This window comes from Streptomyces sp. NPDC090106, from assembly GCF_044747265.1.
Taxonomy (GTDB): Bacteria; Actinomycetota; Actinomycetes; order Streptomycetales; family Streptomycetaceae; genus Streptomyces.
The window spans coordinates 371,306-396,282 of sequence record NZ_JBIVDS010000002.1 but is presented as its reverse complement, the minus strand read 5'-3'; the positions used below and the strand labels follow the sequence as shown (position 1 = coordinate 396,282).

26 protein-coding genes are annotated in these 24,977 nt (G+C 72.3%); 12 read left to right on the top strand and 14 right to left on the bottom strand.

From position 1 onward, the window contains the following. Positions 1 to 248: 248 nt before the first annotated feature. Both ACIPSE_RS07315 and ACIPSE_RS07310 read right to left on the bottom strand, forming a co-directional pair. On the bottom strand, positions 249 to 1,625 hold the full coding sequence (locus ACIPSE_RS07315; RefSeq protein WP_401658409.1) for a DUF3152 domain-containing protein: 1,377 nt from the start codon (positions 1,623 to 1,625) through the stop codon (positions 249 to 251). Between the two features lie 8 nt (positions 1,626 to 1,633). Further along, the gene (locus ACIPSE_RS07310) at positions 1,634 to 2,620 is read right to left on the bottom strand and encodes an alpha/beta fold hydrolase (protein ID WP_401658407.1); all 987 of its coding nucleotides are present in this window, start codon (positions 2,618 to 2,620) and stop codon (positions 1,634 to 1,636) included. 206 nt (positions 2,621 to 2,826) lie between these two features. Here ACIPSE_RS07310 and ACIPSE_RS07305 point away from each other — a divergent pair, with 206 nt between their 5' ends. The 4 genes from ACIPSE_RS07305 to ACIPSE_RS07290 all read left to right on the top strand — a co-directional run bounded on the left by ACIPSE_RS07305 (position 2,827) and on the right by ACIPSE_RS07290 (position 4,757). After that, positions 2,827 to 3,042, top strand: a complete 216-nt coding sequence (locus ACIPSE_RS07305) for a hypothetical protein (RefSeq protein ID WP_401658404.1) — start codon at positions 2,827 to 2,829, stop codon at positions 3,040 to 3,042. 219 nt (positions 3,043 to 3,261) lie between these two features. Then, entirely contained in the window at positions 3,262 to 3,903 is a 642-nt protein-coding gene (locus ACIPSE_RS07300) for a TetR/AcrR family transcriptional regulator (RefSeq protein ID WP_401658401.1), read from the top strand. Between the two features lie 160 nt (positions 3,904 to 4,063). Next, a complete protein-coding gene (locus ACIPSE_RS07295; RefSeq protein ID WP_401658398.1) occupies positions 4,064 to 4,291 on the top strand; it encodes a DUF3107 domain-containing protein in 228 nt (75 codons plus the stop codon). A 196-nt stretch (positions 4,292 to 4,487) separates the two neighbouring features. Beyond that, on the top strand, positions 4,488 to 4,757 hold the full coding sequence (locus tag ACIPSE_RS07290; protein WP_401659736.1) for a hypothetical protein: 270 nt from the start codon (positions 4,488 to 4,490) through the stop codon (positions 4,755 to 4,757). A gap of 43 nt (positions 4,758 to 4,800) precedes the next feature. On the opposite strand, the gene ACIPSE_RS07285 is transcribed toward ACIPSE_RS07290, so the two are convergent. Further along, positions 4,801 to 5,538 (bottom strand): ferritin-like fold-containing protein, encoded by a 738-nt coding sequence (locus ACIPSE_RS07285; protein WP_401658396.1) that lies wholly within the window; start codon positions 5,536 to 5,538, stop codon positions 4,801 to 4,803. 493 nt (positions 5,539 to 6,031) lie between these two features. Between ACIPSE_RS07285 and ACIPSE_RS07280 the strand changes: the two genes are divergently transcribed. Both ACIPSE_RS07280 and ACIPSE_RS07275 read left to right on the top strand, forming a co-directional pair. Continuing rightward, the gene (locus ACIPSE_RS07280) at positions 6,032 to 8,353 is read left to right on the top strand and encodes a DEAD/DEAH box helicase (protein ID WP_401658393.1); all 2,322 of its coding nucleotides are present in this window, start codon (positions 6,032 to 6,034) and stop codon (positions 8,351 to 8,353) included. A gap of 115 nt (positions 8,354 to 8,468) precedes the next feature. Then, a complete protein-coding gene (locus tag ACIPSE_RS07275) occupies positions 8,469 to 9,383 on the top strand; it encodes an alpha/beta fold hydrolase (protein ID WP_401658390.1) in 915 nt (304 codons plus the stop codon). Between the two features lie 3 nt (positions 9,384 to 9,386). Here ACIPSE_RS07275 and ACIPSE_RS07270 read toward each other — a convergent pair whose 3' ends face one another. Beyond that, entirely contained in the window at positions 9,387 to 10,280 is an 894-nt protein-coding gene (locus ACIPSE_RS07270) for an NYN domain-containing protein (protein ID WP_401658387.1), read from the bottom strand. A 205-nt stretch (positions 10,281 to 10,485) separates the two neighbouring features. Between ACIPSE_RS07270 and ACIPSE_RS07265 the strand changes: the two genes are divergently transcribed. Further along, positions 10,486 to 10,638, top strand: coding sequence for a hypothetical protein (locus ACIPSE_RS07265; protein WP_020136747.1), 153 nt, complete (start codon positions 10,486 to 10,488; stop codon positions 10,636 to 10,638). Between the two features lie 82 nt (positions 10,639 to 10,720). On the opposite strand, the gene ACIPSE_RS07260 is transcribed toward ACIPSE_RS07265, so the two are convergent. From ACIPSE_RS07260 to ACIPSE_RS07245, 4 genes are all read right to left on the bottom strand, one after another. After that, positions 10,721 to 11,326 (bottom strand): MarC family protein, encoded by a 606-nt coding sequence (locus ACIPSE_RS07260; RefSeq protein WP_401658384.1) that lies wholly within the window; start codon positions 11,324 to 11,326, stop codon positions 10,721 to 10,723. 52 nt (positions 11,327 to 11,378) lie between these two features. Continuing rightward, complete coding sequence (locus ACIPSE_RS07255) at positions 11,379 to 12,236, bottom strand: PHP domain-containing protein (protein ID WP_401658382.1); 858 nt, start codon at positions 12,234 to 12,236, stop codon at positions 11,379 to 11,381. Positions 12,237 to 12,344: 108 nt separating this feature from the next. After that, positions 12,345 to 12,986 carry a DUF6758 family protein gene (locus ACIPSE_RS07250; RefSeq protein ID WP_401658379.1) on the bottom strand — a complete coding sequence of 214 codons (642 nt, stop codon included), beginning with the start codon at positions 12,984 to 12,986 and terminating at the stop codon, positions 12,345 to 12,347. A 177-nt stretch (positions 12,987 to 13,163) separates the two neighbouring features. Next, positions 13,164 to 13,748, bottom strand: coding sequence for a suppressor of fused domain protein (locus ACIPSE_RS07245; RefSeq protein ID WP_401658376.1), 585 nt, complete (start codon positions 13,746 to 13,748; stop codon positions 13,164 to 13,166). Positions 13,749 to 14,226: 478 nt separating this feature from the next. On the opposite strand from ACIPSE_RS07245, the gene ACIPSE_RS07240 reads away from it, so the two are divergent. Continuing rightward, on the top strand, positions 14,227 to 15,354 hold the full coding sequence (locus ACIPSE_RS07240) for a magnesium and cobalt transport protein CorA (protein ID WP_401658373.1): 1,128 nt from the start codon (positions 14,227 to 14,229) through the stop codon (positions 15,352 to 15,354). A gap of 23 nt (positions 15,355 to 15,377) precedes the next feature. Then, complete coding sequence (locus ACIPSE_RS07235) at positions 15,378 to 15,890, top strand: hypothetical protein (RefSeq protein WP_401658371.1); 513 nt, start codon at positions 15,378 to 15,380, stop codon at positions 15,888 to 15,890. 7 nt (positions 15,891 to 15,897) lie between these two features. Here the strand turns inward: ACIPSE_RS07235 and ACIPSE_RS07230 are convergent, their stop codons facing one another. Then, on the bottom strand, positions 15,898 to 16,656 hold the full coding sequence (locus ACIPSE_RS07230) for a hypothetical protein (RefSeq protein ID WP_401658369.1): 759 nt from the start codon (positions 16,654 to 16,656) through the stop codon (positions 15,898 to 15,900). A gap of 162 nt (positions 16,657 to 16,818) precedes the next feature. On the opposite strand from ACIPSE_RS07230, the gene ACIPSE_RS07225 reads away from it, so the two are divergent. Genes ACIPSE_RS07225 through ACIPSE_RS07215 form a run of 3 tightly spaced genes read left to right on the top strand, consistent with a single transcriptional unit; the run spans position 16,819 to position 19,828 of the window. Continuing rightward, a complete protein-coding gene (locus ACIPSE_RS07225) occupies positions 16,819 to 18,102 on the top strand; it encodes a magnesium transporter MgtE N-terminal domain-containing protein (protein ID WP_401658366.1) in 1,284 nt (427 codons plus the stop codon). Next, positions 18,092 to 18,652 (top strand): DUF1003 domain-containing protein, encoded by a 561-nt coding sequence (locus tag ACIPSE_RS07220; RefSeq protein ID WP_401658364.1) that lies wholly within the window; start codon positions 18,092 to 18,094, stop codon positions 18,650 to 18,652. Before ACIPSE_RS07225 ends, ACIPSE_RS07220 begins: the two co-directional genes overlap by 11 nt. 42 nt (positions 18,653 to 18,694) lie before the next feature. Then, on the top strand, positions 18,695 to 19,828 hold the full coding sequence (locus ACIPSE_RS07215) for an Mrp/NBP35 family ATP-binding protein (protein WP_401658361.1): 1,134 nt from the start codon (positions 18,695 to 18,697) through the stop codon (positions 19,826 to 19,828). A 68-nt stretch (positions 19,829 to 19,896) separates the two neighbouring features. Here ACIPSE_RS07215 and ACIPSE_RS07210 read toward each other — a convergent pair whose 3' ends face one another. The 5 genes from ACIPSE_RS07210 to sigE form a co-directional block, all read right to left on the bottom strand. Beyond that, entirely contained in the window at positions 19,897 to 20,553 is a 657-nt protein-coding gene (locus tag ACIPSE_RS07210) for a hypothetical protein (RefSeq protein ID WP_401658359.1), read from the bottom strand. A 250-nt stretch (positions 20,554 to 20,803) separates the two neighbouring features. Continuing rightward, on the bottom strand, positions 20,804 to 21,253 hold the full coding sequence (locus ACIPSE_RS07205) for a sec-independent translocase (protein ID WP_401658356.1): 450 nt from the start codon (positions 21,251 to 21,253) through the stop codon (positions 20,804 to 20,806). A 197-nt stretch (positions 21,254 to 21,450) separates the two neighbouring features. Then, entirely contained in the window at positions 21,451 to 23,196 is a 1,746-nt protein-coding gene (locus tag ACIPSE_RS07200) for a trypsin-like peptidase domain-containing protein (RefSeq protein WP_401658354.1), read from the bottom strand. A 135-nt stretch (positions 23,197 to 23,331) separates the two neighbouring features. Beyond that, positions 23,332 to 24,276 (bottom strand): anti-sigma factor family protein, encoded by a 945-nt coding sequence (locus tag ACIPSE_RS07195; RefSeq protein ID WP_401658351.1) that lies wholly within the window; start codon positions 24,274 to 24,276, stop codon positions 23,332 to 23,334. Then, the gene (gene sigE / locus ACIPSE_RS07190; protein WP_401658348.1) at positions 24,273 to 24,971 is read right to left on the bottom strand and encodes an RNA polymerase sigma factor SigE; all 699 of its coding nucleotides are present in this window, start codon (positions 24,969 to 24,971) and stop codon (positions 24,273 to 24,275) included. The genes ACIPSE_RS07195 and sigE overlap by 4 nt, the downstream gene beginning before the upstream one ends. Positions 24,972 to 24,977 lie beyond the last annotated feature (6 nt).

The following is a 24,977-nucleotide window of genomic DNA, read 5'->3' as shown; positions in this document are numbered from 1 at the left end:
CCCCGCCCCCCCCCCCCCTGCCCGGTGGGGGGCCCCCCGGGGCCCCGGGGGGGCGCGCGGCGTCAGCACCTTCGCGGGGGGGGGGGGGGGGCCCGGGGGGCCCCCCCCCCCCCCCCACCAAAAGGGGTGAACGGTCGTAACTTTCCCGTGCGGTTCGCGTTCGATCGCGCTAAGAGATCAAGGAGTTACTTTGCGTCAGGCGCGACGGGTGGTGTGGGCGCGGGCCCGTGTCCCACCGGCGGCGTCCGTCAACTCCCGGGATAGGCCCAGGGGTTGGCCTTGCACGTGATGCCGTCGTACTCCAGGAACTTGGTCTGCTGCTGCATGACCGGCGCGAGGTCGCCGCTCTTGTCGCAGGTCACGTGGTGATAGCCGAGCCGGTGGCCGACCTCGTGGTTGATCAGCATCTGCCGGTAGGCGTGGATCTTGTCGCCGTACGTCTTGGAGCCCTGGGCCCACCGGTACGCGTTGATCATCACGCGGTCGGTGGCGGCCGAGTCGCAGGAGACGTTGTCCACGGTCGTGTCGAGGCCGGACTTCGCGCACCAGTCGGCGGTGGTGCCGGGACTGGCCAGCGTGATCACGAAGTCGGGCTTGCCCGAGTGGATCCGCTCGAAGGTGCGGGCCCCGTTGTGCGCCCAGCTCCGGTCGTCGTTCAGCGTCTTCTGCACGGCGTCGGCGAACAACTGCGCGTCGAGCCCGAGGCCCTGCTCGACGTCCACCCGGTAGGTGTACTTCCGGCCGGTCCCGGGCGCCTTGTCGACCCCCTTGACCGCGTCGAACTTCCCGGACCCGGCGAGATCCGCCGCCAGCGGGTACTTCCGGTCCATCTGCTGCGCGTACGTCAGGGTGACCGCGCTCGCCGACGGGGACGGCGTCGTGCGCCCGTCCGACCGCGAGGCCTGGTCCCCGGCGTCCCGCGCCTGTCCGGCCGACTGCGACAGGGTCGTGGTGTCGTCCCGCCCGGCCGCGACCTGCCCGGCCACGACGACGGCCAGCACGGTCGTGACGGCCGCCGCCGCGACGCCCGTGAACGCCCGCCCCTTGCCGCCCTTGGCCGCGGCGGGCGCCCCCGCAGGCGGCACTCCGCCGCCGTCACCGTCACCGTCCGGGTCGGCGTCGAGGGGGAAGCCGTACGGGTCGACGGCGCGCGCCTGGTAGCGCCCCCGCGCGCGGGGCGTGCGCGGCGCGAAGACGTCCCCCTCGTCGAGCGCGCCGGATTCGAACGCGTCGAGGTAGTCCTGTCGGGGCCCGCCCGGCGGGCGCCCCCGCCGCTGCCGCGGGAGGGCGGGTCCGGGCGCGCCCGTGCCGCCCTGCGCGCCCAAATCGCCCCAGCCGCCGCCCGGTTCACGCTGCTCGGGATGGCCGCCGCGCGCCTGGGGGCCACCGCCGCCGGAGTAGCGGGCGGTGCCCTGGGCGGGCGTGCCGTCGGGCAGCCGCGGGAACCCGTGCGCCGGGGTGCCGTCGGGAAGTCTCGGGAATCCGTGCGCCGGCGTCCCGTCGGGGGTCCTGGGGAACCCCGGAGCGGGCCGGGAAGCCCCCTCGGCCCCCGCGCCGCCCCGTTTGGCGGTCTTGTCGGCGGAGCCGCCCTTGGGGGCGGGTCCGCGACGGCTATGGCGTCCCACCGCGCCCCTCAGCTCCCCACGTTCGCGGAACCGGCGTCCAACGGGCCCTGGTCGGCGAGGAGTTCGCGGACGGCGCGGCCGACCGTCTCCGGGTACTCCATCATCGCCACGTGCCCCGCCTCCGGCAGGCTCAGCAGCCGGGAGTCACGGAAGGAGCGGGCGGCGCGGGCGGCCATGCGGTAGCCGACGAGCTGGTCGCGACCGCCGTAGACGAGGAGGGTCGGCGCGAGGACGCGCTCGGCCTGGCGCCACAGCGCCTGCTGCCCGCCGAGCGTGTACGCGTTGACCAGCCCGCGCGCGGAGCGTGTCATCGCGTCCCAGAAGTACGGCAGTTGGAGCCGGCGTTCCATCTCCTCGACGGCGTTGCGGAAGCCGTCGTCCGACACCCGGCCGGGATCTCCGTAGCAGAGCCCGAGGACCCCGCGGACGCGCTGCTCGGCCGTCCACTCGCGGCTCATGCGGGCGAACAGGCCGGTCACGCCGGGCAGGGCGAGCAGCGCCGTGGGGACGGCGGTGCGCTGGACGCGGAGTTCCGGGAGGGCGGGCGAGACGAGGGTGAGCGTGCGGACGAGGTCCGGGCGCACCGCGGCGACCCGGGTCGAGACCGCGCCGCCGAGCGAGTTGCCCAGCAGATGCACGGGGCCGCGTCCGGAGGCGTCGAGGAAGCGGATCACCGCGCGCGCGTGGGCCGTGATCGAGTAGTCGCCGTCGTCCGGTGGCGGGGAGTCGCCGAAGCCGGGCAGATCCACGGCCTCGCCGTCGACGTCCCCCTCCAGTTCCTGCATCAGCGCGGACCAGTTCTGCGAGGAACCGCCGAGGCCGTGCACGTACAGCGCGGGCGGCAGGCCCTCACCGGCGGGGGGTCTCGACCGGACCGTCAAGGTGATGCCCGGGAGCCCGACCGACCGGAGCCGTTCCCCCTCCGCGACCCTGACGGGCGCCACCTTCGGGAGCACGTTGGTGGCCGGCACAGACGGCAGCTCGGTCGAAGACATGCGGCAATGTTACGAGACGATCACGCAGTGGTTCATGTGTTCGCCGTCACAAGAGTCACACGTGACGGACCGGGATCCCGTGGCACTCGCGGAGGACAGGATTCCACACCGCATGGCGTCCGCAACGCGGGTCTCCTAGGCTCGTACGCAGGGGACGCGCGTGCGGCCCCCGCCTCCCAGGGACCTTCCAAGGAACGGAGCCCGCGATGGCCTACGATCCGAGCGATCCCGACACCTTCGACGAGCGCGGCGCCGCGGAGCTCGGCGTCGAGGCCCCCGAGGACGACGCCGCCGAGCAGCTGACCGAGGTCTCCCCCGGCGACGACGATCCGCTGACCGACGTCGATCCCGGCCGGGCGAACGAGGCCGACGTCATCGAGCAGGCCCGCGCCGTCCCGGACGGCGAGGACGACTACCGCTGACACCGGACGACCGTCGCTCGCATGAGCGACTTCCGCCGGCATCGGGAGCGGGCGGGGAGCGTAGCGCCTGCCCACCGGATTCCGCTTTGAAACCTTTGCATGGCTTTCGTCACCGTCCGGTCCGTGAAATTCTGCGCTCGCACCGCGCACACCACGGTTACCGAAAAGTACGATGGCCGCGCGGCGCACACCGCAAGTGGACGACTTATGGGAGGCGGCGTGACAGCCATCGAGCAGACAGAGGCGGCGCGCCCGCGAGGCACGCGCCTGCCGCGCCGTGCCCGACGGAACCAGCTGCTGGGCGCCGCCCAGGAAGTCTTCGTGGCGCAGGGCTACCACTCGGCCGCGATGGACGACATCGCCGAGCGTGCCGGAGTGAGCAAGCCCGTGCTCTACCAGCACTTCCCGGGCAAGCTCGACCTCTATCTGGCCCTGCTGGACCAGCACTGCGAGGCGCTGATCCAGTCCGTACGCACCGCGCTGGCGTCGACGACCGACAACAAGCAGCGCGTGCGGGCGACGATGGACGCCTACTTCGCGTACGTCGAGGACGACGGCGGCGCGTTCCGTCTGGTCTTCGAGTCGGACCTGACGAACGAGCCGGCGGTGCGCGAGCGCGTCGACAAGGTCACCAACGAGTGCGCCGAGGCGATCTGCGAGGTCATCGCGGAGGACACCGGTCTGTCGCAGGCCGAGTCGATGCTGCTGGCGTCCGGTCTCGGCGGCCTCGCCCAGGTCGTCGCCAGGTCCTGGCTGCACAGCGACCGCAGCGTGCCGCGCGACCAGGCGGTCCAGCTGCTGACGTCCCTGGCCTGGCGGGGCATCGCCGGTTTCCCGCTGCACGGCGTGGACGGCCACTGACGCGCTCCCCCCGGAGGTCGGCTCCGCGCGCGTTTGTTCCCGTCGGCTGTTCGCTGATGGCGTTCTCAGGCGGAGCGTGTACGTCCCCTCACCGGGCTAATGTGTGCTGGGTACGGCGCGGTAGATCGCGCACTTCACCGACCGTCGGAGGGACATAGCCGTGGAGGTCAAGATCGGCGTGCAGCACGCGCCGCGCGAGATCGTTCTGGAGAGCGGTCAGAGCGCCGAGGAGGTCGAGCGAGTGGTGGCCGACGCGCTCGCCGGAAAGTCTCAGCTCCTGAGCCTCACGGACGAGCACGGCCGCAAGATCCTGGTCCCGGCCGACCGGCTCGCGTACGTCGAGCTCGGCGAGGCGGCACCGCGCAAGGTGGGCTTCGGCGCGCTGTAGGACAGAGCGCACAGAGGGGAAGGGCCCGGCGGCCGATGGTCGCCGGGCCCTTCCTCGTCCGCGTCCGTCCGTGGAATTCGGATCCACATTCGGAGCACATCTCCTCCACAGGGGAGGATTGCATTCCGCAGGTCACGGGTAAGACGGGCAGAGACCGTGACGCGCAGTGTGGCCGTGTGGGAGGGACCTCTCGATGATGGTGCTGGAAGCGCTCGGCTCCGCTCTGCTCGGTCTGGTCCTGGCCGGCGTGGCCGCCCACCGGCTCGCCCACCGCATGCCCGCCCGCTCGCTGGTCCTCGCGACCGGCGTCGCCGGATCCCTCTTCGGCGCCTTCGTCACCCACAGCGCCCTGGGCCCCGGCAACCTCCTCGTGATCCTCGCCGGAGCGACGGTCGTCTCGGTGGCGTCCCTCTCGCTCCTGCTGCGCCCGGCGGGAAGACTCCGCCGACGCTCCCTCGTGGCCTAGCCGAGGACCGGGACGTCGGCGGCTCCCCCTCCGGGACCGGGTCCTAGGCGGCGAGTCCCAGCGCGGCCATGCGCTTGGTGTGCGCCTCGGTGATCCGCGAGAACATCCGCCCCACCTCCGCGAGGTCGAACCCGTCCGCGACACCGCCCACGAGCATCGTCGACAGCGCGTCGCGGTCGGCGACCACCCGCTGGGACTGGGACAGCGCCTCACCCATCAGGCGCCGCGCCCACAGCGCGAGCCGCCCGCCGACGCGTGGGTCGGCGTCGATCGCGGCACGCACCTTCTCCACGGCGAACCCGGCGTGCCCGGTGTCGTCGAGAACGGCGAGGACGAGCTCACGGGTGTCCGCGTCGAGACGGGCGGCGACCTCGCGGTAGAAGTCACTGGCGATCGAGTCGCCGACGTACGCCTTGACGAGGCCCTCCAGCCAGTCCGAGGGCGCCGTCTGCCGGTGGAAGCCGTCCAGGGCGGCGACGAAGGGCTCCATGGCCGCGGTGGGCTCCGCGCCGATCTCGGTGAGCCGGTCGCGCAGCTTCTCGTAGTGGTGGAACTCGGCCGACGCCATCTTGGCCAGCTCCGCCTTGTCGGCCAGCGTCGGCGCCAGCTTGGCGTCCTCCGCGAGCCGCTCGAACGCCGCGAGCTCGCCGTACGCGAGCGCCCCGAGAAGGTCGACGACCGCGGCCCGGTACTGCGGGTCGGTGGCGGCCCGGTCCCAGTTCTGGGCGGCCACTCCGGTGGGTTCGGCGGGTGCGTCGGAGGTGTTGTCAGGCGTCGTCATGAAGCGCACAATAGTCCGCTCGCCGAGCGGTGGAAGTCCCTGGTCAATCAGTGTGACGACGACTACGTGACCAATTCGGCCGTCACATGTGCGCGTTTCCGGGGTATGGTGGTAATGCGCCTGCTGAATAGGTACGTCTGTGACGACGCCGTATTCGACGGGCCGCACGTATGAGGATGCCCGGTCGGTGGCCCGATCGGCTCCGACCTGACAGCTCTCCTGGCCCGTACGGCACTGTGCGTACGGCATCCGGAGGGACCCTCAGCGGTTCGAGCGCTAGAGCGTCGGCAGAGGTCCCGCGCCTTCACGGCCAGCCCGTAAGGCAAGTCGACGTCCCCAGCACGGTCTTGATGAGACCCCCGCGCTCGCCTCGCGCCGCGTACACAGAAGAGGCAGCACCCTGACTACGACGTTCAGAGATCTCGGAATCCTTCCCGAGACCGCCGAGGCCCTCGAAGCCGTCGGCATCATCAACCCCTTCCCCATCCAGGAGATGACGCTCCCCGTCGCCCTTTCCGGCACGGACGTCATCGGCCAGGCCAAGACCGGCACCGGCAAGACGCTGGGCTTCGGCCTCCCGCTGCTGGAGCGGGTCACCGTCCCCGCCGACGTGGAGGCCGGGCGCGCCAAGCCCGAGGACCTCACCGACGCCCCGCAGGCCCTCGTCGTCGTCCCCACGCGCGAGCTCTGCACCCAGGTGACCAACGACCTGCTCACCGCCGGCAAGGTCCGCAACGTCCGTGTGACGGCGATCTACGGCGGTCGCGCCTACGAGCCCCAGGTGGAGGCGCTGCGCAAGGGCGTCGACGTGATCGTCGGCACCCCGGGCCGGCTGCTGGACCTCGCGGGCCAGAAGAAGCTCAACCTCAAGCACGTGAAGGCGCTCGTCCTCGACGAGGCCGACGAGATGCTCGACCTGGGCTTCCTGCCCGACGTCGAGAAGATCATCAACATGCTGCCGCCGCGGCGTCAGACCATGCTGTTCTCGGCGACCATGCCGGGCGCGGTCATCGGTCTCGCCCGCCGCTACATGTCGCAGCCCACGCACATCCGCGCCACCGCGCCGGACGACGAGGGCGTGACGGTCGCGAACATCTCGCAGCACGTCTACCGCGCGCACAACATGGACAAGCCCGAGATGGTCGCGCGCATACTGCAGGCCGACGGCCGGGGACTGGCCATGGTCTTCTGCCGCACCAAGCGCACCGCGGCCGACCTCGCCGACCAGCTCAAGCAGCGCGGCTTCGCCTCCGGCGCGGTCCACGGCGACCTCGGCCAGGGCGCCCGCGAGCAGGCGCTGCGCGCCTTCCGCAACGGCAAGGTCGACGTCCTCGTCTGCACCGATGTCGCCGCGCGCGGCATCGACGTCGAGGGCGTGACCCACGTCATCAACTACCAGTCCCCCGAGGACGAGAAGACGTACCTGCACCGCATCGGCCGTACCGGCCGCGCGGGCAACAAGGGCATCGCGATCACGCTCGTCGACTGGGACGACATCCCGCGCTGGCAGCTGATCAACAAGGCGCTGGAGCTCTCCTTCAACGACCCGCCGGAGACGTACTCCACCTCCCCGCACCTCTTCGAGGAGCTGAAGATCCCGGCCGGCACCAAGGGTGTCCTGCCGCGTGGCGAGCGCACCCGCGCGGGCCTGGACGCGGAGGAGCTGGAGGACCTGGGCGAGACCGGCGGTCGCGGTGGTGGCCGTGGCGGTCGCGGTGACCGCCGTGGCGGTGGCCGTGGCGGCCGTGAGGAGTCGCGTCCCGCCGAGCAGCGCGAGCGCACCTCCCGTGCCCCGCGCAGCCGTCGCCGCACCCGTGGCGGCGCCCCGCTGGACGGCACGGCCGCGCCGGTGGCCGAGACGACGACCGGTTCCGCGGTGACCGAGGACGCGCCCGCGACCCGGACCCCGCGCCGCCGTCGCCGTACGCGTGCCGGTGCCGGGTCCGAGGCGGCGCCGGTGACGGCCGTCGCCGCGGCGCCCGAGGTCGCGGAGAGCGCCGTGGCGGCCGTCGACACGGCCGAGGCCGTCGAGGCCAAGCCGCGCCGTCGCCGGACCCGCAGGACCGCGGAGGCCGTGGAGGCCGCGCCCGTGGTGGAGACGGTGGAGCCGACGCCGGCCGCGGAGCCCGAGGCTCCCGTCGTCGCGCCGCGCCGCCGTACCCGCAAGGCCGCCGCTGCCGCCGAGGCCGTCGTCGAGACGGTGGAGGCCACCGAGGTCGCGGAGACCGTCGCCGAGGCCGTCGTGACCAAGCCGCGCCGGACCCGCAAGAAGGCGGCGGCGCCGGTGGAGACCACCGCTGCCGAGACCGTCGTCGAGACGGTGGAGGCCGTGGAGGCCAAGCCGCGCCGTACGCGCAAGAAGGCCGCCCCCGCGGAGACCGCGGCCGAGGCCCCGGTCCAGGTCGCGGAGGAGACGGTGGTGAAGCCGCGCCGGACCCGCAAGACCGCCGCCGCTGCCGCCGAGGCGGCCGTGGACACGGCCGAGGGCGTCGAGGCCAAGCCTCGCCGCACGCGGAAGACGGCCGCCGCCAAGGCGACCGCCGCCGCGGAGACCGTGGAGACCGCCGAGGTCGTCGAGCAGCCCAAGCGCCGGACGCGGAAGACCGCTGCCGCCGCCCCGGAGGCCGTCGCCGAGTCCGCGGAGGCCGCGGAGGCCGTGGAGGCCGTGGAGGCCGTGGAGGCCAAGCCGCGCCGGACCCGCAAGAAGGCCGTCGCCGCCGACATCCCGGCCCAGACCGCCGAGGAGCCGGAGGCCAAGCCCCGGGTGCGCCGCACCCGCAAGGCCGCTGCCGCCGTGGAGTCCACGGAGGGCTGAGCACCCGTTCGACGCCGATGGCCCGGTCCACCTCGTGTGGGCCGGGCCATCGGCGTTCACACGCCCGGCCCGGCCCGCCCCGCTCCCCGTCACCTCCGCCGGATAGCCTCGCCCCATGAGCAGGCCCCCGACCTTCGCCCCGCCCCCCGGCGCCCGTGCCCACCGTCTGCCGACCGCGCGCGGTGACTTCGCCGTCGTCGAGGCGCCCGCGGCGGACGGTGTCCCGGCGCGGGGCACCGCGCTCCTGCTGCCCGGGTTCACCGGCAGCAAGGAGGACTTCAACCCCCTGCACGAGCCGCTCGCGGCCCGCGGGTACCGTACGGTCGCCGTGGACGGGCGGGGTCAGTTCGAGTCGGACGGTCCGGCGGCCGAGGAGTCCGCGTACGCGCAGGACGAGCTGGCCAAGGACGTGCTCGCGCAGGCCGCGGCCGTCGGTGGGCCCGTGCATCTGGTCGGGCACTCGCTCGGCGGGCAGATCGCCCGGGCCGCGGTGCTCCTGGACGCGTCCCCGTTCGTGTCGCTGACGCTCATGGCCTCCGGGCCCGCCCGGATCTCCGCCTCGCAGCAGCAGCGCGTGAAGCTGCTCAGGGACGCGCTCACCGTGATGGACATGGCAGCGGTGTGGGAGGCGATCCAGGCGATGGAGCCGCCCGAGGAGACGGACACCGCGGCGGCACCGGACACGGACCCGGAGCAGGGCGCGGAGCTGGACCCGGGGCTCGACGACCGGGACGACCTGCGCCGCCGCTGGCTGGCCACCAAGCCCGCCCAACTGATCGCCACCGGAAGCCAGTTGTGCGTCGAGCCGGACCGGGTCGCCGAACTGGCCGCCCTGCCGCTGCCCTTCCACGTCCTGTCGGGTTCCCGTGACGACACCTGGCCGGTGCCGCTGCTCGACGAGATGGCGGTGCGGCTCGGTGCCCACCGCACCGTCGTACCGCACGCGGAGCACTCCCCCAACACCGACCGCCCCCTGGAGACGGCCCGCGCCTTCGCCGACTTCTGGGACACGGTCGTCGTGGCCCGGTAGGGCTCAGTACTGCGCCTGGAGGTGCTCCCAGAAGCCGTCGCGCAGCGCCCGCCGCAGGTCCGCCTGGCCGCGCAGGGAGTACTGGAGAAGGCCCTCCGCCTCCACCAGCAGGTCCTGGTCGACGGACCCGGGCAGGTAGGGGTGGCCCGGCAGCAGTTCCACCAGCGCCTCCCGGCCCCGCGCCGCGAGCCACTTCGCGGCGATCTGGGCGCCGACGAAACGGACGTCCTCGCGGGTGGGCCGGGCGACCGTGGCCTCGTAGGCGGCGGCCGTGCGGCGGGCGACGTACGGCTTGAAGAAGTCGAGGTCGAGGACGCGCTGGCTGTCGACCTCCCAGAGCAGCGGTTCGGCCTGATTGCGGCCCTCGGGCGCCTCGATGCCCCACAGGTGGACCCGCGCCCCGTACCCCTGCGCCGCCTCGACGGCCGACACCAGGTCCTCGTCGCCGCCGAGCAGCGCCGCGTCGCTGATCGCGCGGTGGCGGGCCAGGGACTCCAGGTCGGTCCTGATCAGCGAGTCGACGCCCTTCTGCTGGTTGTTGGCGTTGAGGTTGCCCAACCGGACCTTGACGTCGGGGAGTTCGGCGATCGACTGCTGCTCGGCGGTGTGGATGCGGCGCCGCGCGCCGTCGTACCAGTAGACCCGGAGGAGCCTGCTGTCGGCGAAGATCGAGCGGGCCCGGTCGATGAGGGCCTCGATGAGCCCCTCGGCGTCGAGCTCGAAGGCGCGGCGGTCCTCCGTGCCGGCGACCAGCCGGCCCGCGGCGGCGTACAGATAGCCCGCGTCGACGAAGATCGCATGGGTCGAGGGGGTCTTCGCCACCTCGGCGAGCACGCGCTGGAGCAGTTGGTTGGTGTGGTCGATGCGGGCGGCGAGCGCCGCGAGGTCGTCGTTCATCACCTCTATTGTCCCGGCGGTCACGCTGCGAACACAACCGGTCCCGTTCAGTCCCGGACAGCGCCCGAGAGGTCGCTTACCGGTCAGTAGTTAGCTGTTCGAAAAATTTCTTTAGCGTAGGGAATGTTCGTAACACGCAGGCCGTTGGATAGGTACGTACGCAGATGTTCTCCTCAGGAGGATGACCAGACGAAGGGAGAAGCCTGTGCGCTTCGAAATCATGCGACTCGACGACGTCGACGGTACGCCCGTGGACAGCACCGTCGTGGACGCCGCCTCCGTCAACCGGATCGTTCAGCAGGCCGCCGCCATAGGGCAGCGGCTGTGGATCCGTCCGGCCGACACCACGGCCTCGTAACCCACATGCTTCAGGGCCCCGGTCTCGGACCGGGGCCCTTTTGGCATCCAGAGCGGCCGTCCCCGGCCCGCCCAGGGGCGCGTCAGGCGCCCTTCACCACCTGGGTGACGCCGTTGATGATCTGCTGCACGGCGATCGCGGAGAGCATCATGCCCGCGAGCCGCGTCACGAGGACGACCCCGCCGTCCTTGATGACCCGGATGATCAGCAGCGAGTACCGCATCACCAGCCACAGCACGACATGGATGGCGAGGATCGCCGTCCACACCGACACCTGCGTGGCGACGCCGTCCGCCTTCTGCACGGCGAGGATCACCGAGACGATCGCGCCGGGGCCCGCCAGCAGCGGCATGCCGAGCGGCACGAGGGCCACGTTGACGTCCTTGGTCTGCTGGGGCTCGTCGGTCTTGCCGGTCAGCAGGTCGAGGGCGATCAGCAGGAGCAGCAGCCCGCCCGCGATCATCAGCGCGGGGACGGAGACATGCAGGTAGTCCAGGATCTGGTGGCCCAGCAGCCCGAAGACGGTGATGACACCGCCCGCCACGCACACGGCCTGGAAGGCCATCCGCTTCTGCACCTTGGCGGGCCGCCCCGAGGTCAGGGCGAGGAAGATCGGGGTGATCCCGGGGGGATCCATGATGACGAACAGGGTCAGGAAGAGAGAGCCGAAGACGGCGACGTCGAACACGGTGAGCCTTGCGAGGTGAAAAGGGAGGAACGGACGGGCGCGAGGTGGGACCTCAGGCCCCGCCGGTCCCCGGGACCGGGAACGCGCCGGTCGCCCGCCGGATGATCTCGCCGTACACCTCGGGGTCGGTGCGGTACTCGCCGAGCTTCACGGTCTTGCGGCTGCCGTGGTAGTCGGAGGAGCCCGTGACCAGCAGTCCCAGCTCGGCGGCGAGGCCGCGCAGCCGGGCCCGGGTCTCCTCGTCGTGGTCCATGTGGTCGATCTCGACGCCGTCGAGGCCGGCCGCGGCCATGTCCGCGATCGCGGACTCCGGCACGGTCTGCCCGCGCTTGCTGGCCCCGGGGTGCGCGAAGACGGTGACGCCGCCCGCGGCCTTGACCAGCCGGATCGCCTCGAAGGGGTCGGTCTCGTGCTTCTCGACATGGGCCCGGCCGCCGTCGGCGAGCCAGTCCTGCGTGAACGCGTCGCTCACGGTCGGGACGACGCCCAGTTCCACGAGGGCGGTGGCGACGTGGGGCCGTCCCACCGAGCCGCCCCCGGCGATCCGCTCGACCTGCTCCCAGGTCACCGGCACCCCCAGCTCCCGCAGCTTGGCGACCATGCCCTTGGCCCGCGGCACCCGGTCGTCGCGCACGAGCTCCCGCTCGGCGAACAGGGCGGGCTCCTCGGGGTCGAAGAGGTAGGCCAGCATGTGCAGGGAGACACCGTCGAGGCGGCAGGACAGCTCGGCGCCGGTGACCAGCGTGAGCCCCTCGGGCAGCGCGGCGATCGCCTCGGCGTGTCCGCGGGTGGTGTCGTGGTCGGTCAGCGCGACGACGTCCAGACCGGCGGCGCCCGCGTTGCGGACCAGCTCGGCCGGGGTGTCCGTGCCGTCGGAGGCGGTGGAGTGGGTGTGCAGGTCGATGCGCACGACGCGGACTCCAAGGCGGTGACGGGACGGGAGGGACGGTCAAGGATAACCGGGTTTTCCGCCCCTCATGTCACACCCGAAACCGCACAGCGACCCCTACAGGAACACCTAGGGTTTCAACAGTCTCGGCGACAGCGCCCCGCAGGGCACCAGCTCCACCTCGGCGCCCGCGTCCCGCAGATCGGTCAGCACCAGCTCGTCGTACATCAGCAGCCCCGTCTGCTCGGGCCACACGATGGCCCACAGCCACAGTCCGAGCGCCTCCCCGGCGAACACGGCCCGGTCGTCCGGCGCCCCGGCGACATGCCACAGCGGGGTGGGCCGGCCGGCCGCCAGCACCTTGGCCTGGGGCGGCTTCTCGACGCTCATGCGGGAGCCGGGGTCGGGTCCGTCGATGCCGGCGTAGCGGGCGCCGAGGCCGACGCCGAGTTCCTCGGCGACGAGGATCAGCTCACCGAAGCCGCCCAGCGGACCGGGTCCCGAGCACGCCACGGCCGTCGCGCGCCCGCCGCTGCGGTCGTCGCCCGCGCAGCCCACACCGGTGAACAGCCAGCCGACCGGCAGCGGCCACGGCATCCACACCGGGACCTGCGTGCGATGCACGACGACACCGAGGGCCTCGACGCTGGGCGGGATCACGGGCTGCAGCGGATGCACGGTCCCGTGCACATCGCACTGCCAGGAGTCGGCAAAGAGGCCGGGAGCCCTGACCCGGCCACCACACTTCGGGCAACTGGGTTCGCCCCTCATAGGGCCCCACGGTCCTACCCCTGCCGCGCCACGTCAAGGACGATCACCCGTCCGGACGGAACCGGTCGCAGCGCGTCGCCGGAGGCCGGGTCGAGGGGCGCCTCAGGGGTCCATGAGGGCCGCTGCGCCAACTGACCTGTCCCGGCGACCACTTGGTGACCTTGCTCACTCCGGCGCTCAGTCGAGCGCTACGGACCTCCGGGCGGGGTCGCGCAGGTCGGTCCCGCCGGTGAGCCAGCGCTCCTGGAGGGCCTGAGCACCGTGGACGCGCTTCCAGGCGGCCTCGTTCGGCGTCATGGGCAGCAGCGGCAGGAAGCGGACGGGGTCCCTGGGCGCGTCGAGCTCCAGATCCTCGACCAGGCCGCCCGGCTCGGCCACCAGGACGGAGGTGAACGGGGCCCCGGGCCACAGCGGCTCCCCCACGTCCAGCGAGGCACCCGGGGCCACGATCACGCCCTCGACCTGCGGGGACGCGGCGAGCACGGCCAGCGGGCGCAGCACCTTGTCGGTGTCGGCGAGGCCCGCGCGGACCGAGAGGACCAGTTCGGCGCGGGGCCCCTCGACCGGGTCGGCGAGCGTCGCGGTGGGATCGCTCATGGGGCCGGCGGACATGCCGAGCGTGGCGTAGCGGACGATGTCGCCCTCCTGGAAGCGGAGCACCTCGATGCGGTCCGTGCCGAGGAAGGTGACGGCGGCGCGGGCGTCCGGCTCGCCCAGCGCGGAGCGCAACCGGGCCTCGACCAGAGGAAGAACATCAGCCATGTCGCGAGCATAGAACTCGTCAGTACCGGGCAAAGCAGCGCCTTGACACTTCAGTCGGCTGATACTCTTGCCCGGTCGTCGGGGCAGCACGCAGAAGCGTCGCGCATCAAGTCCCGACGCGGTGGAACTCCCCTACGGGGATTGGACCGTCCCTTACGAGGGACCGGCCGGAGGAGGTGGGGCTGTCATGGATCGAAGTCGACCGTGCAGTACCACTCGCTCTTCCGCCCACTGATGTAGCTGATCCGGTTCCGGCTGACCGCCGTCCTCTCACGCTCGCGTCTTCATCGGAAGAGCACTCGTCTCGCCTTGCCTGATCTGTTCGATCCGTATCAGCAGCGAAGCAGTCCGCCACCGCAATGGTGCGGTGCTCCCCGCTTTGTGGACGTGCCAAACATCCCGCAGCCAGGACGTCCTCATTCCGGGCAGTTCCACCCGTTGAAGCGGTCTTTCGTTGCCTGTCGCGAAGGAGCCCGCCATGTCGATGATCCGCGACCTGCGTGCCGCCGTCCGCCCGTCCCGCCCCTCCCTGCGCAAGGGCCTGCGCGGGGACACCGGCGCCTACGACACCACGCGTGACCCCGGTACGCCCTCGGCCGTCGTCGACTGCGCCGTCTACCGCGACGGGGCCCGCGTCGAGACGCCCAAGCCGCTGACGCCGCACGAGGCGATGCGCCAGGTGCGCCGTGACGGAGGCTTCGTCTGGATCGGGCTGCACGAGCCGACCGAGGCCGAATTCTCCGGTATCGCGGGCGAGTTCGGGCTGCACCCGCTCGCCGTGGAGGACGCCGTCCAGGCCCACCAGCGCCCCAAGCTGGAGCGCTACGACGACTCCCTGTTCACCGTCTTCAAGACCATCCACTACGTCGAGCACGACGAACTGACCGCGAACAGCGAGATCGTCGAGACCGGCGAGGTCATGTGCTTCACCGGCCGGGACTTCTTCATCACCGTCCGGCACGGCGGCCAGGGCTCCCTGCGCGCCCTGCGCCACCGCCTCCAGGACGACCCCGAGCTGCTGGCCAAGGGCCCCTCGGCGGTGCTGCACGCTATCGCCGACCATGTCGTGGACGGCTACATCGCGGTCGCGGACGCCGTGCAGGACGACATCGACGAGGTGGAGACCGAGGTCTTCTCGCCGGGCCGCAAGGGCAGCCCGCGCGGCACGGACGCGGGCCGGATCTACCAGCTCAAGCGTGAGGTGCTGGAGTTCAAGCGGGCGGTGTCGCCGCTGCTGCGGCCCATGCAGCTGCTGAGCGAGCGGCCGATGCGGCTGATCGACCCGGACATCCAGAAGTACTTCCGGGACGTCGCCGACCACCTCGCCCGCGTCCAGGAGCAGGTCCTCGGCTTCGACGAACTGCTCAACTCGATCCTCCAGGCCAACCTCGCCCAGGCGTCCGTGGCGCAGAACGAGGACATGCGCAAGATCACCTCGTGGGCCGCGATCATCGCCGTCCCGACGATGGTGTGCGGGGTGTACGGCATGAACTTCGACTACATGCCCGAGACGCACTGGAAGTTCGGCTACCCGGTGATCATGATGATCACCGGTGTCATCTGCCTGGGCATCCACCGCTCCCTCAAGCGCAACGGATGGCTCTGAACCGCCCTGGATAGTCTGGGCCCATGACAACCGAGCTGCTCGACCAGGCCCTCGTCGAGGAGGCCACGAAGAAGTCCGGGCTGATCTGGGTCGCGGGGCCCGGACACCCGGCGCGGGCCCTGTGGCACGTCTGGCACGAGGGCGGGGTCTGCCTGATCGGTGACGGGCCGGGCGAGCAGCCGCTGCCGGGGCTGACGGACGGCGGCACGGCCGAGGTGACGGTCCGCAGCAAGGACAAGGGCGGTCGGCTGGTGTCCTGGTCCGCGAAGGTCGTCGAGCCGCCGGCCCGGTCCGAGGCGTGGGAGGCGGCCGTCGCCGAGCTGAAGGGCAAGCGGCTCAACGCGCCCGACGGTGAGGCGATGACGGAGCGCTGGGCGCGGGAGTGCCGGGTGCTGCGGCTGGAGCCGACCGGCGCCACGGCCCCGCTGCCCGAGGGTTCGCTCGCCGAGGCCCCCGTGCCGACACCCGCGACGACCCGCCGCCCGATCCCGGCGGCTCTGCCGAAGCTGCTGCGGGGGAAGCGCCGGCGCGGCTAGCCGGCCGTCACGACGTGGGCAGCTGCTTGCCGTAGTCGACCGTCTCGTCCTTCGAGGGCTCCTTCAGCTCGAAGGAGGTGCCCCAGCCGGAGAAGGTCAACGTGCCCGCGCCGCCCGCGCGTTCCAGGCGCAGCGGATACGGCGTGCCCTCCAGGGAGACGTCGAGGGTGCCGCCGGAGCCGTCGTCGCCGGTGATGCGGAAGGTGCGGGTGCCGGACTGCTCGTGGTAGCCGTCGGTGCCCAGTTCACCGTGCAGGCCGAGCAGCCCGTCGAGCAGGACGTCCTTCTCGGTGAAGCCGCTGAACTTGGTGTACGAGGGGTCCCGCCGGGGGACCTTGACGAACTTGCCCTCCAGCTTGTCGGCGGCGGCCACGTCCGTGTCGCCGTCGTCGCCCTTGCCGTCCTCGTGGGTCCAGAACTCGGCGTCCGCCTTCAGGTAGAGCTGGTCGCCGACCCGCAGGAGCCGGAAGGTGGCGCCTTCGGAGGTCACCGAGCCGGTGCCGCCGTCGTCGCTGAGCCGCATGTCGAGCTTGTAGGTGCGTCCGCTGGTCACCACGGACCCGGACAGCCGTACCGTGTCCGCCGCCTTGGCCGCCGTCTTGGTCTTCGCCTGGATCTGGTCCGCCGACAGCTTGCCGATGCCGTTGGTGCCCTCGTCGGGGTCGCTGCTGCACCCCGTCAGCGCCGTTCCCGTCAGGACCAGGACGCAGACCGCGCCCCTCAGTCCGGTGCGACGGGTGGTGCGGCCCTGGTGAATCGCGGTCACAGGTGGGGCGCCTTTCGACGGGGGTCCTTGAGCGGCGTACCGCAGAGTACCGGGGTGCCGGACGGCAGGCGGAGCCAGACCGTCCGGACCCTTCACCAGGGCGTACCGCATCGGGACGGGCTAGCCTGAACCCGGCAATTCACCCACGAAGGAGGCGCGAGGATGGCAGCGGGCGCCCCCAGGATCTTCGTCTCGCACCTCGCCGGTGTCGCCGTCTTCGACCCGAACGGCGACCAGGTGGGCCGGGTCCGCGACCTCGTCGTCATGCTGCGCGTCGGGCGCAAGCCGCCCCGGGTGCTCGGGCTGGTCGTCGAACTGTCCACACGGCGCCGCATCTTCCTGCCGATGACCCGGGTGACCAGCATCGAGTCGGGCCAGGTCATCACGACCGGGGTGCTCAACGTCCGCCGCTTCGAGCAGCGGCCCACCGAGCGGCTGGTCTTCGGTGAGCTGCTGGACCGGCGCCTCACCCTCGCCGAGACCGGCGAGGAGGTCACCGTCCTGGACGTGTCCGTGCAGCAGCTGCCCGCCCGCCGCGACTGGGAGGTCGACCGGGTCTTCGTCCGCAAGGGCAGGAAGGGCGGCGCGTTCCGGCGGGCCAGGGGCGAGACGCTGACCGTCGACTGGTCCGCCGTCACCGGGTTCTCGCTGGAGGAGCACGGGCAGGGCGCCGAGAGCCTCCTCGCCACCTTCGAGCAGCTGCGCCCCGCCGACCTCGCCAACGTGCTGCACCACCTCTCCCCCAAGCGGCGCGCCGAGGTCGCCGCCGCCCTCGACGACGACCGGCTCGCCGACGTCCTCGAAGAGCTCCCCGAGGACGACCAGATCGAGATCCTCGGCAAGCTCAAGGAGGAGCGGGCCGCCGACGTCCTGGAGGCCATGGACCCGGACGACGCGGCCGACCTGCTGTCCGAGCTGCCGGAGGACGACCAGGAGCGCCTGCTGAGCCTGATGGAGCCCGACGACGCGGCCGACATGCGGCGCCTGATGCAGTACGAGGAGCACACCGCGGGCGGTCTGATGACGACCGAGCCGATCATCCTGCGCCCCGACGCGACCGTCGCCGACGCGCTCGCCCGCGTCCGCAACGCCGACCTGTCCCCCGCGCTCGCCGCCCAGGTCTACGTCTGCCGCCCGCCGGACGAGACGCCGACCGGCAAATACCTGGGCACGGTCCACTTCCAGCGGCTGCTGCGCGACCCGCCGTACACGCTGGTCAGCGCGATCATCGACGACGATCTGCAGCCCCTGGACCCGGACGACGCGCTGCCGGTCGTCGCCGGGTTCTTCGCGACGTACGACATGGTCGCGGCGCCGGTCGTCGACGACGTGGGGGCGCTGCTGGGCGCGGTCACCGTGGACGACGTGCTCGACCACATGCTCCCGGAGGACTGGCGGGAGACGGAGTTCCATCTGGACGAGGGGACGCCCGCCCATGGCTCCTGAACGCGAGCGCACCCCCGCCGGGGCCAGCGCCGCCACGCGTCCCCGCACCCGCCTGGACCAGCCGCGTCCGCCCCGGCGGCGGCTGCTGCCGGAGTGGGACCCGGAGGCCTTCGGGCGGCTGTCGGAACGCATCGCGCGCTTCCTGGGCACGGGCCGGTTCATCGTCTGGATGACGGTCGTCATCATCGTGTGGGTGCTGTGGAACATCGCGGTGCCCGGCGCCCTGAAGTTCGACGAGTACCCCTTCATCTTCCTGACCCTCGCCCTGTCCCTCCAGGCCTCCTACGCGGCCCCGCTGATCCTGCTCGCGCAGAACAGACAGGACGACCGGGACCGGGTCAACCTGGAGCAGGACCGCAAGCAGAACGAGCGGTCCATCGCCGACACCGAGTACCTGACCCGGGAGATCGCCGCACTGCGGATCGGCCTCGGCGAGGTCGCCACCCGGGACTGGATCCGCTCCGAGCTCCAGGATCTGCTGAAGGACCTGGACGGGCAGGTCGTATTCCCGGCGGATCGGTCGCCGGGACGTGACGTAGAAGACCGGTGAGGACTGGTCACGCCTTCCGAAGGGCCCCGTACCATCGTTGCCATGGCTAGCGAAGACGCGGTGCGCGAGGCACTGGCGACGGTGAACGACCCCGAGATCAACCGCCCCATCACGGAACTCGGGATGGTCAAGTCGGTGGAGATCGGCGCGGACGGTGCGGTCGCGGTCACCGTCTATCTGACGGTCTCCGGCTGCCCGATGCGCGAGACGATCACGCAGCGCGTGACCGACGCGGTCGCCGCGGTCGAGGGCGTCACGCGCGTCGACGTCACCCTCGACGTCATGAGCGACGAGCAGCGCAAGGAGCTGGCGAACGCCCTGCGCGGCGGCCAGACCGAGCGCGAGGTGCCCTTCGCCAAGCCGGGCTCGCTGACCCGGGTGTACGCGGTCGCCTCCGGCAAGGGCGGCGTCGGCAAGTCCTCCGTCACCGTGAACCTCGCGGCGGCGATGGCCGCCGACGGCCTCAAGGTGGGCGTGGTCGACGCCGACATCTACGGCCACTCCGTGCCCCGCATGCTGGGCGCCGAGGGCCGTCCCACCCAGGTCGAGAACATGATCATGCCGCCGTCCGCGAACGGCGTGAAGGTCATCTCCATCGGCATGTTCACGCCGGGCAACGCGCCCGTGGTGTGGCGCGGCCCGATGCTGCACCGCGCGCTCCAGCAGTTCCTGGCCGACGTGTACTGGGGCGACCTGGACGTCCTGCTGCTCGACCTGCCGCCGGGCACCGGTGACATCGCGATCTCCGTGGCCCAGCTGGTCCCGAACGCCGAGATCCTCGTCGTGACGACCCCGCAGCAGGCCGCCGCCGAGGTCGCCGAGCGCGCCGGTTCCATCGCCGTGCAGACCCACCAGAAGATCGTCGGCGTCGTCGAGAACATGGCCGGGCTGCCCTGTCCGCACTGCGACGAGATGGTCGACGTCTTCGGCACCGGCGGCGGGCAGACGGTCGCCGACGGCCTGACCCGCACGACCGGCGCCACCGTCCCGGTCCTCGGCTCCATCCCGATCGACGTCCGGCTGCGCGAGGGCGGCGACGACGGCCGTCCGGTCGTCCTCACCGACCCCGACTCCCCGGCGGGCGCGGCCCTGCGCGGCATCGCGGGCAAGCTGGGAGGCCGCCAGCGCGGACTGTCGGGCATGTCCCTGGGCATCACCCCGCGCAACAAGTTCTAGCGGCGGACACGACGAAGGGGGGCGCCGTCCGGTCCGGACGGCGCCCCCCTTCGTCGTGTCCGCCGTGCTCAGGCGTAGGTGGAGATGTCCTTGACCATCGCGAACCCGAGGCCGTACGCGCTCATGCCGCGGCCGTAGGCGCCCACGTGCACGCCCGCCGCGGTGGAGCCGGCGAGGACCCAGCCGAACTCGGACTCACGGTAGTGGAAGGAGGTGGGGACGCCGTCCACGGGCAGCGAGAGGCGTGACCAGTCCTCGCCGTCGAGATCGTCGGCGAGCGCCCAGGCGGTCTCCGTCTGCTGGTCCAGCCAGTCGTCGCGCAGCGAGTGGTCCATCTGGCCCGGCCAGGTGAAGGACAACAGCCCCACGCCCGCGAGCCAGGCGGCCGAGGAGACCGAGGTGGCCTCCAGCAGACCGGTGCCGTCGGCGCTGCGCCGCACCGGGTTGGCCGCGACGGTCACGACGACCGCGAACTTCTCCTTGTCCTCCGAGGACTCGTTGCGCACGGAGGGCTCGTCACCGTGTCCGATCGAACCGTGCTCGACGGCGCCGTCGGCCGCCGTACCGACCTGCATCAGCCACCGCGGCCCCGTGAACGCCTCGTCGAGGCCGTACCACGGGAAGGGCGCCTCCAGGTAACCGTCGACCGTGCGCCGGGCGGAGGGCAGCTGCTGTCCGCCCTCCGCGGCCGGCGCCTGCGCGACCGCCTGACTCGTCGTCTCCATGTGCCCGGACGCCTCCTCGTTCTCGTCGGACCGCAGCGGCCCGCCCCCCTTCGGGCGACTCGTCCGGTCCGCACAACAACTCGGCAGCATAGCCACCCTGTCGGGAGCAGCCGGGAAACCGCCCGTCGCATGGGGCGTCCCGGAGGCGGGATCAGGCCGCCGAAAGGCCCCGAGCGGTATGAAACGCGTCACGCACGACGGAGCCGCACGTCGCTGACGTGCGGCTCCGGGAGGTGCGGGGGCGGTGCGCTCAGGTGGCGTCCGCGTCGAAGACCGGACGGTCGTCACGACCGTCGTCGGGCTTCTTGGTCATGTCGATCCGGCCGCCCGAGGTCGACGACGAGGACGACGAGGACGACGAGGAACCCGACTCGGAGTCGCGGCCGTGGACCGCGTCCGTGACCTCGGCCATCTCCTTCTTGATGTCGAAGCCGTTGCGGATCTCCTTGAGCCCCAGCTCGTCGTTGTCCAGCTGCTTGCGGATGAACGTCTTGGGGTTGAGGTCCTCGAACTCGAAGTCCTTGAACTCCGGTCCCAGCTCCTGCCGTATGTCGTGCTTGGCGCTCTCCGAGAACTCCCGGATCTTGCGCACCGTCCGCATGACGTCCTGGATGACCTTCGGGAGCTTGTCCGGACCGAAGACGAGCACGGCGAGGACAACGAGCGTCACCAGCTCGAGCGGTCCTATGTCATTGAACACCTGAAGCTCCTTGCGATTCCGGGCCGGCTCCACGGTACCCGGCGATCCCGCACGACCGGTACTGTCCCGGGGCCCCCGAGTGGGTGCCCGGGGGCGGTTTTCCAGGTTGTTTGCCTTGTGGGACGGGGTGCGGCGGGAGAACTATGAGGTTTCTGTCAATCACGGACACCCCGCCCGCCCCCGGCCCGCCCCCGCGCTCAGCTCCCGTCGGAGGAGCCGAGCACCAGCGACACGGTCAGTTCCTTGCCCGCGCGTTCGACGGTGAGTTCGAGCCGGTCACCGGGGCGGTGGGCGCGGGTCTTGACGATGAGTTCCTCACCGGAGTGGACGCGCTGGCCGTCGACCTCGGTGATGACGTCGCCCGCCTCGATCCCCGCCTTGTCGCCGGGGCCGCCCGGGGTGACCGCGGATCCGCCGTCGTTGCCCTTGGTGCCGACCCTGGCCCCGTCGCCGCTGTACTGCATGTCGAGGGTGATCCCGATGACCGGGTGGGTCGCCTTGCCGGTGTTGATCAGTTCCTCGGCGACCCGCTTGGCCTGGTTGACCGGTATGGCGAAGCCCAGCCCGATGGAGCCGGCCTGGCCCCCGTCCTCGGAGCCGCTGTCCGCCGAGCGGATCGCGGAGTTGATGCCGATGACCCGGGCCTTGGCGTCGAGCAGCGGGCCGCCCGAGTTGCCGGGGTTGATGGGCGCGTCGGTCTGGAGCGCGTCGACGTAGGACACGTCGCTGCCGTCACCGCTCTCGCCGCCGGCGGTGATGGGCCGCTCCTTGGCGCTGATGATGCCGGAGGTGACCGTGCCTTCGAGGTCGTAGGGCGCGCCGATGGCGACGACCGGGTCACCGACCTGGACGCTGTCGGAGTTGCCGAGGGTCATGGGCTTGAGGCCGGTGACCCCGCTGACCTTCACCACGGCGAGGTCGTAGCCGCTGTCCCGGCCGACGACGGTGGCCTTGGCGGTGTCCCCGCTGTGGAAGGTCACCGATATCTCGCCGTCCGCGCCCGCGGGTTCCACGACGTGGTTGTTGGTGAGGATGTGCCCCCGGTCGTCGAGCACGAACCCGGTGCCGGTGCCGGACTCCTCGGTGCCGGTGACATGGAGGGTGACGACGCTGGGCAGCGCCCGCGCGGCGATCCCGGCCACGCTGTCCGGTGCCCGTCCGGCGGGCTCCGCCGCCGCCTGGGGCAGCTCCACCTCGCCGATCCCGCCGTTGCGCTCCAGATACGCCCCGACGACCCCGCCGACGCCGCCCGAGACGAGCGCGAGCAGCACGGCGGCGCCCACCAGCGCCTTCCTGGCCCGGCCGCGCCGCTGCTCCCGGCCGGGGACGGCGGCGCCGTTCTGCTGGAGCGGCACAGGAATGGGGACGGGGGCCCAGGGGTCGTAGTTCTGCCAGGGGTTGTGGCCGTGGGTGCCGGTGGCCGCCGGGGACGGGGTCGGGGCGGGCGCGGGGTGCGCGGCGGGCTCGGGGGCCGGGTGCGCGGCAGACGCGGGGGCCGGGTGCGGGACCGGGGCCGGGTGCGCGGCCGGAGCCTGGTGCGCGGTCGGGGCCGGGTGCGGGGTGCCGTGGGCCGGGGTCGTCACCGGGTGCTGGACGGGCGGGGCCGGGGCCCAGGGGCCGGGTTCGCCGTAGGGCGGGGTGCTGTAGGGGTCGGGGTCGTGCAGGGGCCGGGGACGGTCGTCCTCGACGCCCGCGTCCACGTCCGCCGGAGCCGTCGCCCGGGCCGTCGGCCCGGCCTGGGGCGTCCCATGGATGTCGTCCGCCGCCCCGTCCGGCGCGGCAGGCACCGCCGGTGGCTGCTCCGCGCCCTGCGGCGCCCGGAGCCGGAAGTCGCCGTCGGGTCCTGCCGGGTCCTGAGGGTGCCTCAGTTCGTAGTCCCCCTCCGACGGGCCCTCGGAGCCCCGGTGCCACCACTTCGCCTTCGTGGGCTTCCCCTCGTTCATGTTCTCCCCACCGTCAGGGCCCGTCGCAGCGGGCGGGCCCCGTTCAGCTACACCTGTCGCGCACGTCGCGTCGGCGCCGCGGCATGGCTCTTCCCAGGATTCAACCAGGTTCGGGGGCCGGCGCGCAGTGGCTGGTCAGCGGGTGGTGCCGGAGGAGGCGGAGGGGGACGAGGCAGGGTCGGGGACGGGTGCGGCGAGAAGGCCGGGGGAGGTGAGGGACGAGCCGGTGGACCACGAGGTCAGGCTCAGGACCGGGGTGGCGCTGAGCGGACGTATCAGAGGGGACATCACCGCCGCGCCGGCGACCACCGGGGTGGTCAGCGTGGGCTGCGCGTCCTGCGCGGGTACGCCGGGCAGCAGCGGGGCGGACGCCTCGGTCGGGGCGACCGCGGCGTCGTCGAGCCGGGACTGACCGGCCGCGAGGAGCGGGCCCACGGCACGGCGCCGCTGGCTCTCGGGCGTCGAGGCACCCGAGCCCTGGCTGCGCGCCGGGGTCACGTTGCTGCCACCGGTGCCGCCGCGGGCGTCCGTGTCGACGGGGGTGCCGGTGGTGACGCCGCCCAGGGCGATCGCGGCCAGTGACACCGCGCCGGCGGCGACCAGGCCGAAGCGCATGCCGCGGGAGGCGGAGCGGTCGGTCTCGGGACGGCTGACGTCGTGTATGCGGAAGCCGTCCCGGGCGGCGGCCGGCAGGACGGAACCGCGCGGACGGGCCGGGACGTAGTCGAACGCGAAGGGGTCCTCGCGCGTCACGCCGAAGACACCGGGGCGTCCGGCGAATCCGTCGAACCCTCCCCCGAACGGCGAGCCGCCGTCGTCCGTGCCATCTCCTCCGGGCAGCCCCTGGAGGCGGGCCAGGAAACTCTCCGAGGGCGGCGGGGGTGCCGCCTCCGCGAAGACGTTCTTCAGTCGGCGCTGGGCATCGGCCTCGGACCGGCACCGGGCACAGGTGGCCAGGTGGGCGAGGACGCGCTCGCGCGAGTCATGACCGAGCTCACCGTCGACCAGCGCGGCGAGTCGGTCTCCCAGATGCTGTTCCGCAAGATGCCCTTCGGCGGGTTCGGGCCGTGATCCACTCACGCGGTCGCGCCCCCTCCCCCCAGCGCGGGGACACGGGCCACGAAGGAGCGGCGCTCGGCCCTGGCCTCCGGGGAACGGTGCGCGAGGGCCTTGCGCAGCTGGGAACGGCCGCGGTGGATACGGGAACGCACGGTGCCGAGCTTGACCCCGAGGGTCGCGGCGATCTCCTCGTACGACAGTCCTTCGATGTCGCACAGGACGACCGCGGCACGGAACTCGGGCGCGAGGGTGTCGAGGGCCTGCTGGACGTCCGCGTCGAAGTGGGCGTCGTTGAAGACCTGCTGCGGGTTGGGCTCGCGGCTGGGCAGTCGCTCGGCCGCGTCCTCGCCGAGGGCGTCGAAGCGGATGCGCTGCTTGCGCCGGACCATGTCCAGGAACAGGTTGGTGGTGATGCGGTGCAGCCAGCCCTCGAAGGTGCCCGGCGTGTAGGTCGACAGGGAGCGGAAGACGCGGACGAAGACCTCCTGCGTGAGGTCCTCGGCGTCATGCTGGTTGCCGGTGAGGCGGTAGGCGAGCCGGTAGACCCGACCGCTGTGCATGCTGACGATCTCCTCCCAGGTCGGAGGCGTCCACGCCTGCCCGTCCGCGTCGGTGGAGAAGGTCGCGGTCTGGGTGTGCTCGTCGTGGCTGTGGTCAGCAGCGGTGTCGTTCACGGATTTCGGCCTGCCCGCCGATCCGAGGAAGCGCCTCAGCACTCCGCC

Bases quoted from the DNA above. Each gene is read 5' to 3' on its own strand.
- ACIPSE_RS07245 (WP_401658376.1), bottom strand. From the start codon at position 13,748: ATGGCTGATGTTCTTCCTCTGGTCGAGGCCCGGTTGCGCTCCGCGCTG.
- ACIPSE_RS07250 (WP_401658379.1), bottom strand. From the start codon at position 12,986: ATGAGGGGCGAACCCAGTTGCCCGAAGTGTGGTGGCCGGGTCAGGGCT.
- ACIPSE_RS07275 (WP_401658390.1), top strand. From the start codon at position 8,469: ATGAGCAGGCCCCCGACCTTCGCCCCGCCCCCCGGCGCCCGTGCCCAC.
- ACIPSE_RS07290 (WP_401659736.1), top strand. From the start codon at position 4,488: ATGGTGCTGGAAGCGCTCGGCTCCGCTCTGCTCGGTCTGGTCCTGGCC.
- ACIPSE_RS07270 (WP_401658387.1), bottom strand. From the start codon at position 10,280: ATGAACGACGACCTCGCGGCGCTCGCCGCCCGCATCGACCACACCAAC.
- ACIPSE_RS07235 (WP_401658371.1), top strand. From the start codon at position 15,378: ATGACAACCGAGCTGCTCGACCAGGCCCTCGTCGAGGAGGCCACGAAG.
- ACIPSE_RS07240 (WP_401658373.1), top strand. From the start codon at position 14,227: ATGTCGATGATCCGCGACCTGCGTGCCGCCGTCCGCCCGTCCCGCCCC.
- ACIPSE_RS07200 (WP_401658354.1), bottom strand. From the start codon at position 23,196: ATGAACGAGGGGAAGCCCACGAAGGCGAAGTGGTGGCACCGGGGCTCC.
- ACIPSE_RS07310 (WP_401658407.1), bottom strand. From the start codon at position 2,620: ATGTCTTCGACCGAGCTGCCGTCTGTGCCGGCCACCAACGTGCTCCCG.
- ACIPSE_RS07225 (WP_401658366.1), top strand. From the start codon at position 16,819: ATGGCAGCGGGCGCCCCCAGGATCTTCGTCTCGCACCTCGCCGGTGTC.
- ACIPSE_RS07285 (WP_401658396.1), bottom strand. From the start codon at position 5,538: ATGACGACGCCTGACAACACCTCCGACGCACCCGCCGAACCCACCGGA.
- ACIPSE_RS07280 (WP_401658393.1), top strand. From the start codon at position 6,032: ATGACGCTCCCCGTCGCCCTTTCCGGCACGGACGTCATCGGCCAGGCC.
- ACIPSE_RS07210 (WP_401658359.1), bottom strand. From the start codon at position 20,553: ATGGAGACGACGAGTCAGGCGGTCGCGCAGGCGCCGGCCGCGGAGGGC.
- ACIPSE_RS07215 (WP_401658361.1), top strand. From the start codon at position 18,695: ATGGCTAGCGAAGACGCGGTGCGCGAGGCACTGGCGACGGTGAACGAC.
- ACIPSE_RS07220 (WP_401658364.1), top strand. From the start codon at position 18,092: ATGGCTCCTGAACGCGAGCGCACCCCCGCCGGGGCCAGCGCCGCCACG.
- ACIPSE_RS07305 (WP_401658404.1), top strand. From the start codon at position 2,827: ATGGCCTACGATCCGAGCGATCCCGACACCTTCGACGAGCGCGGCGCC.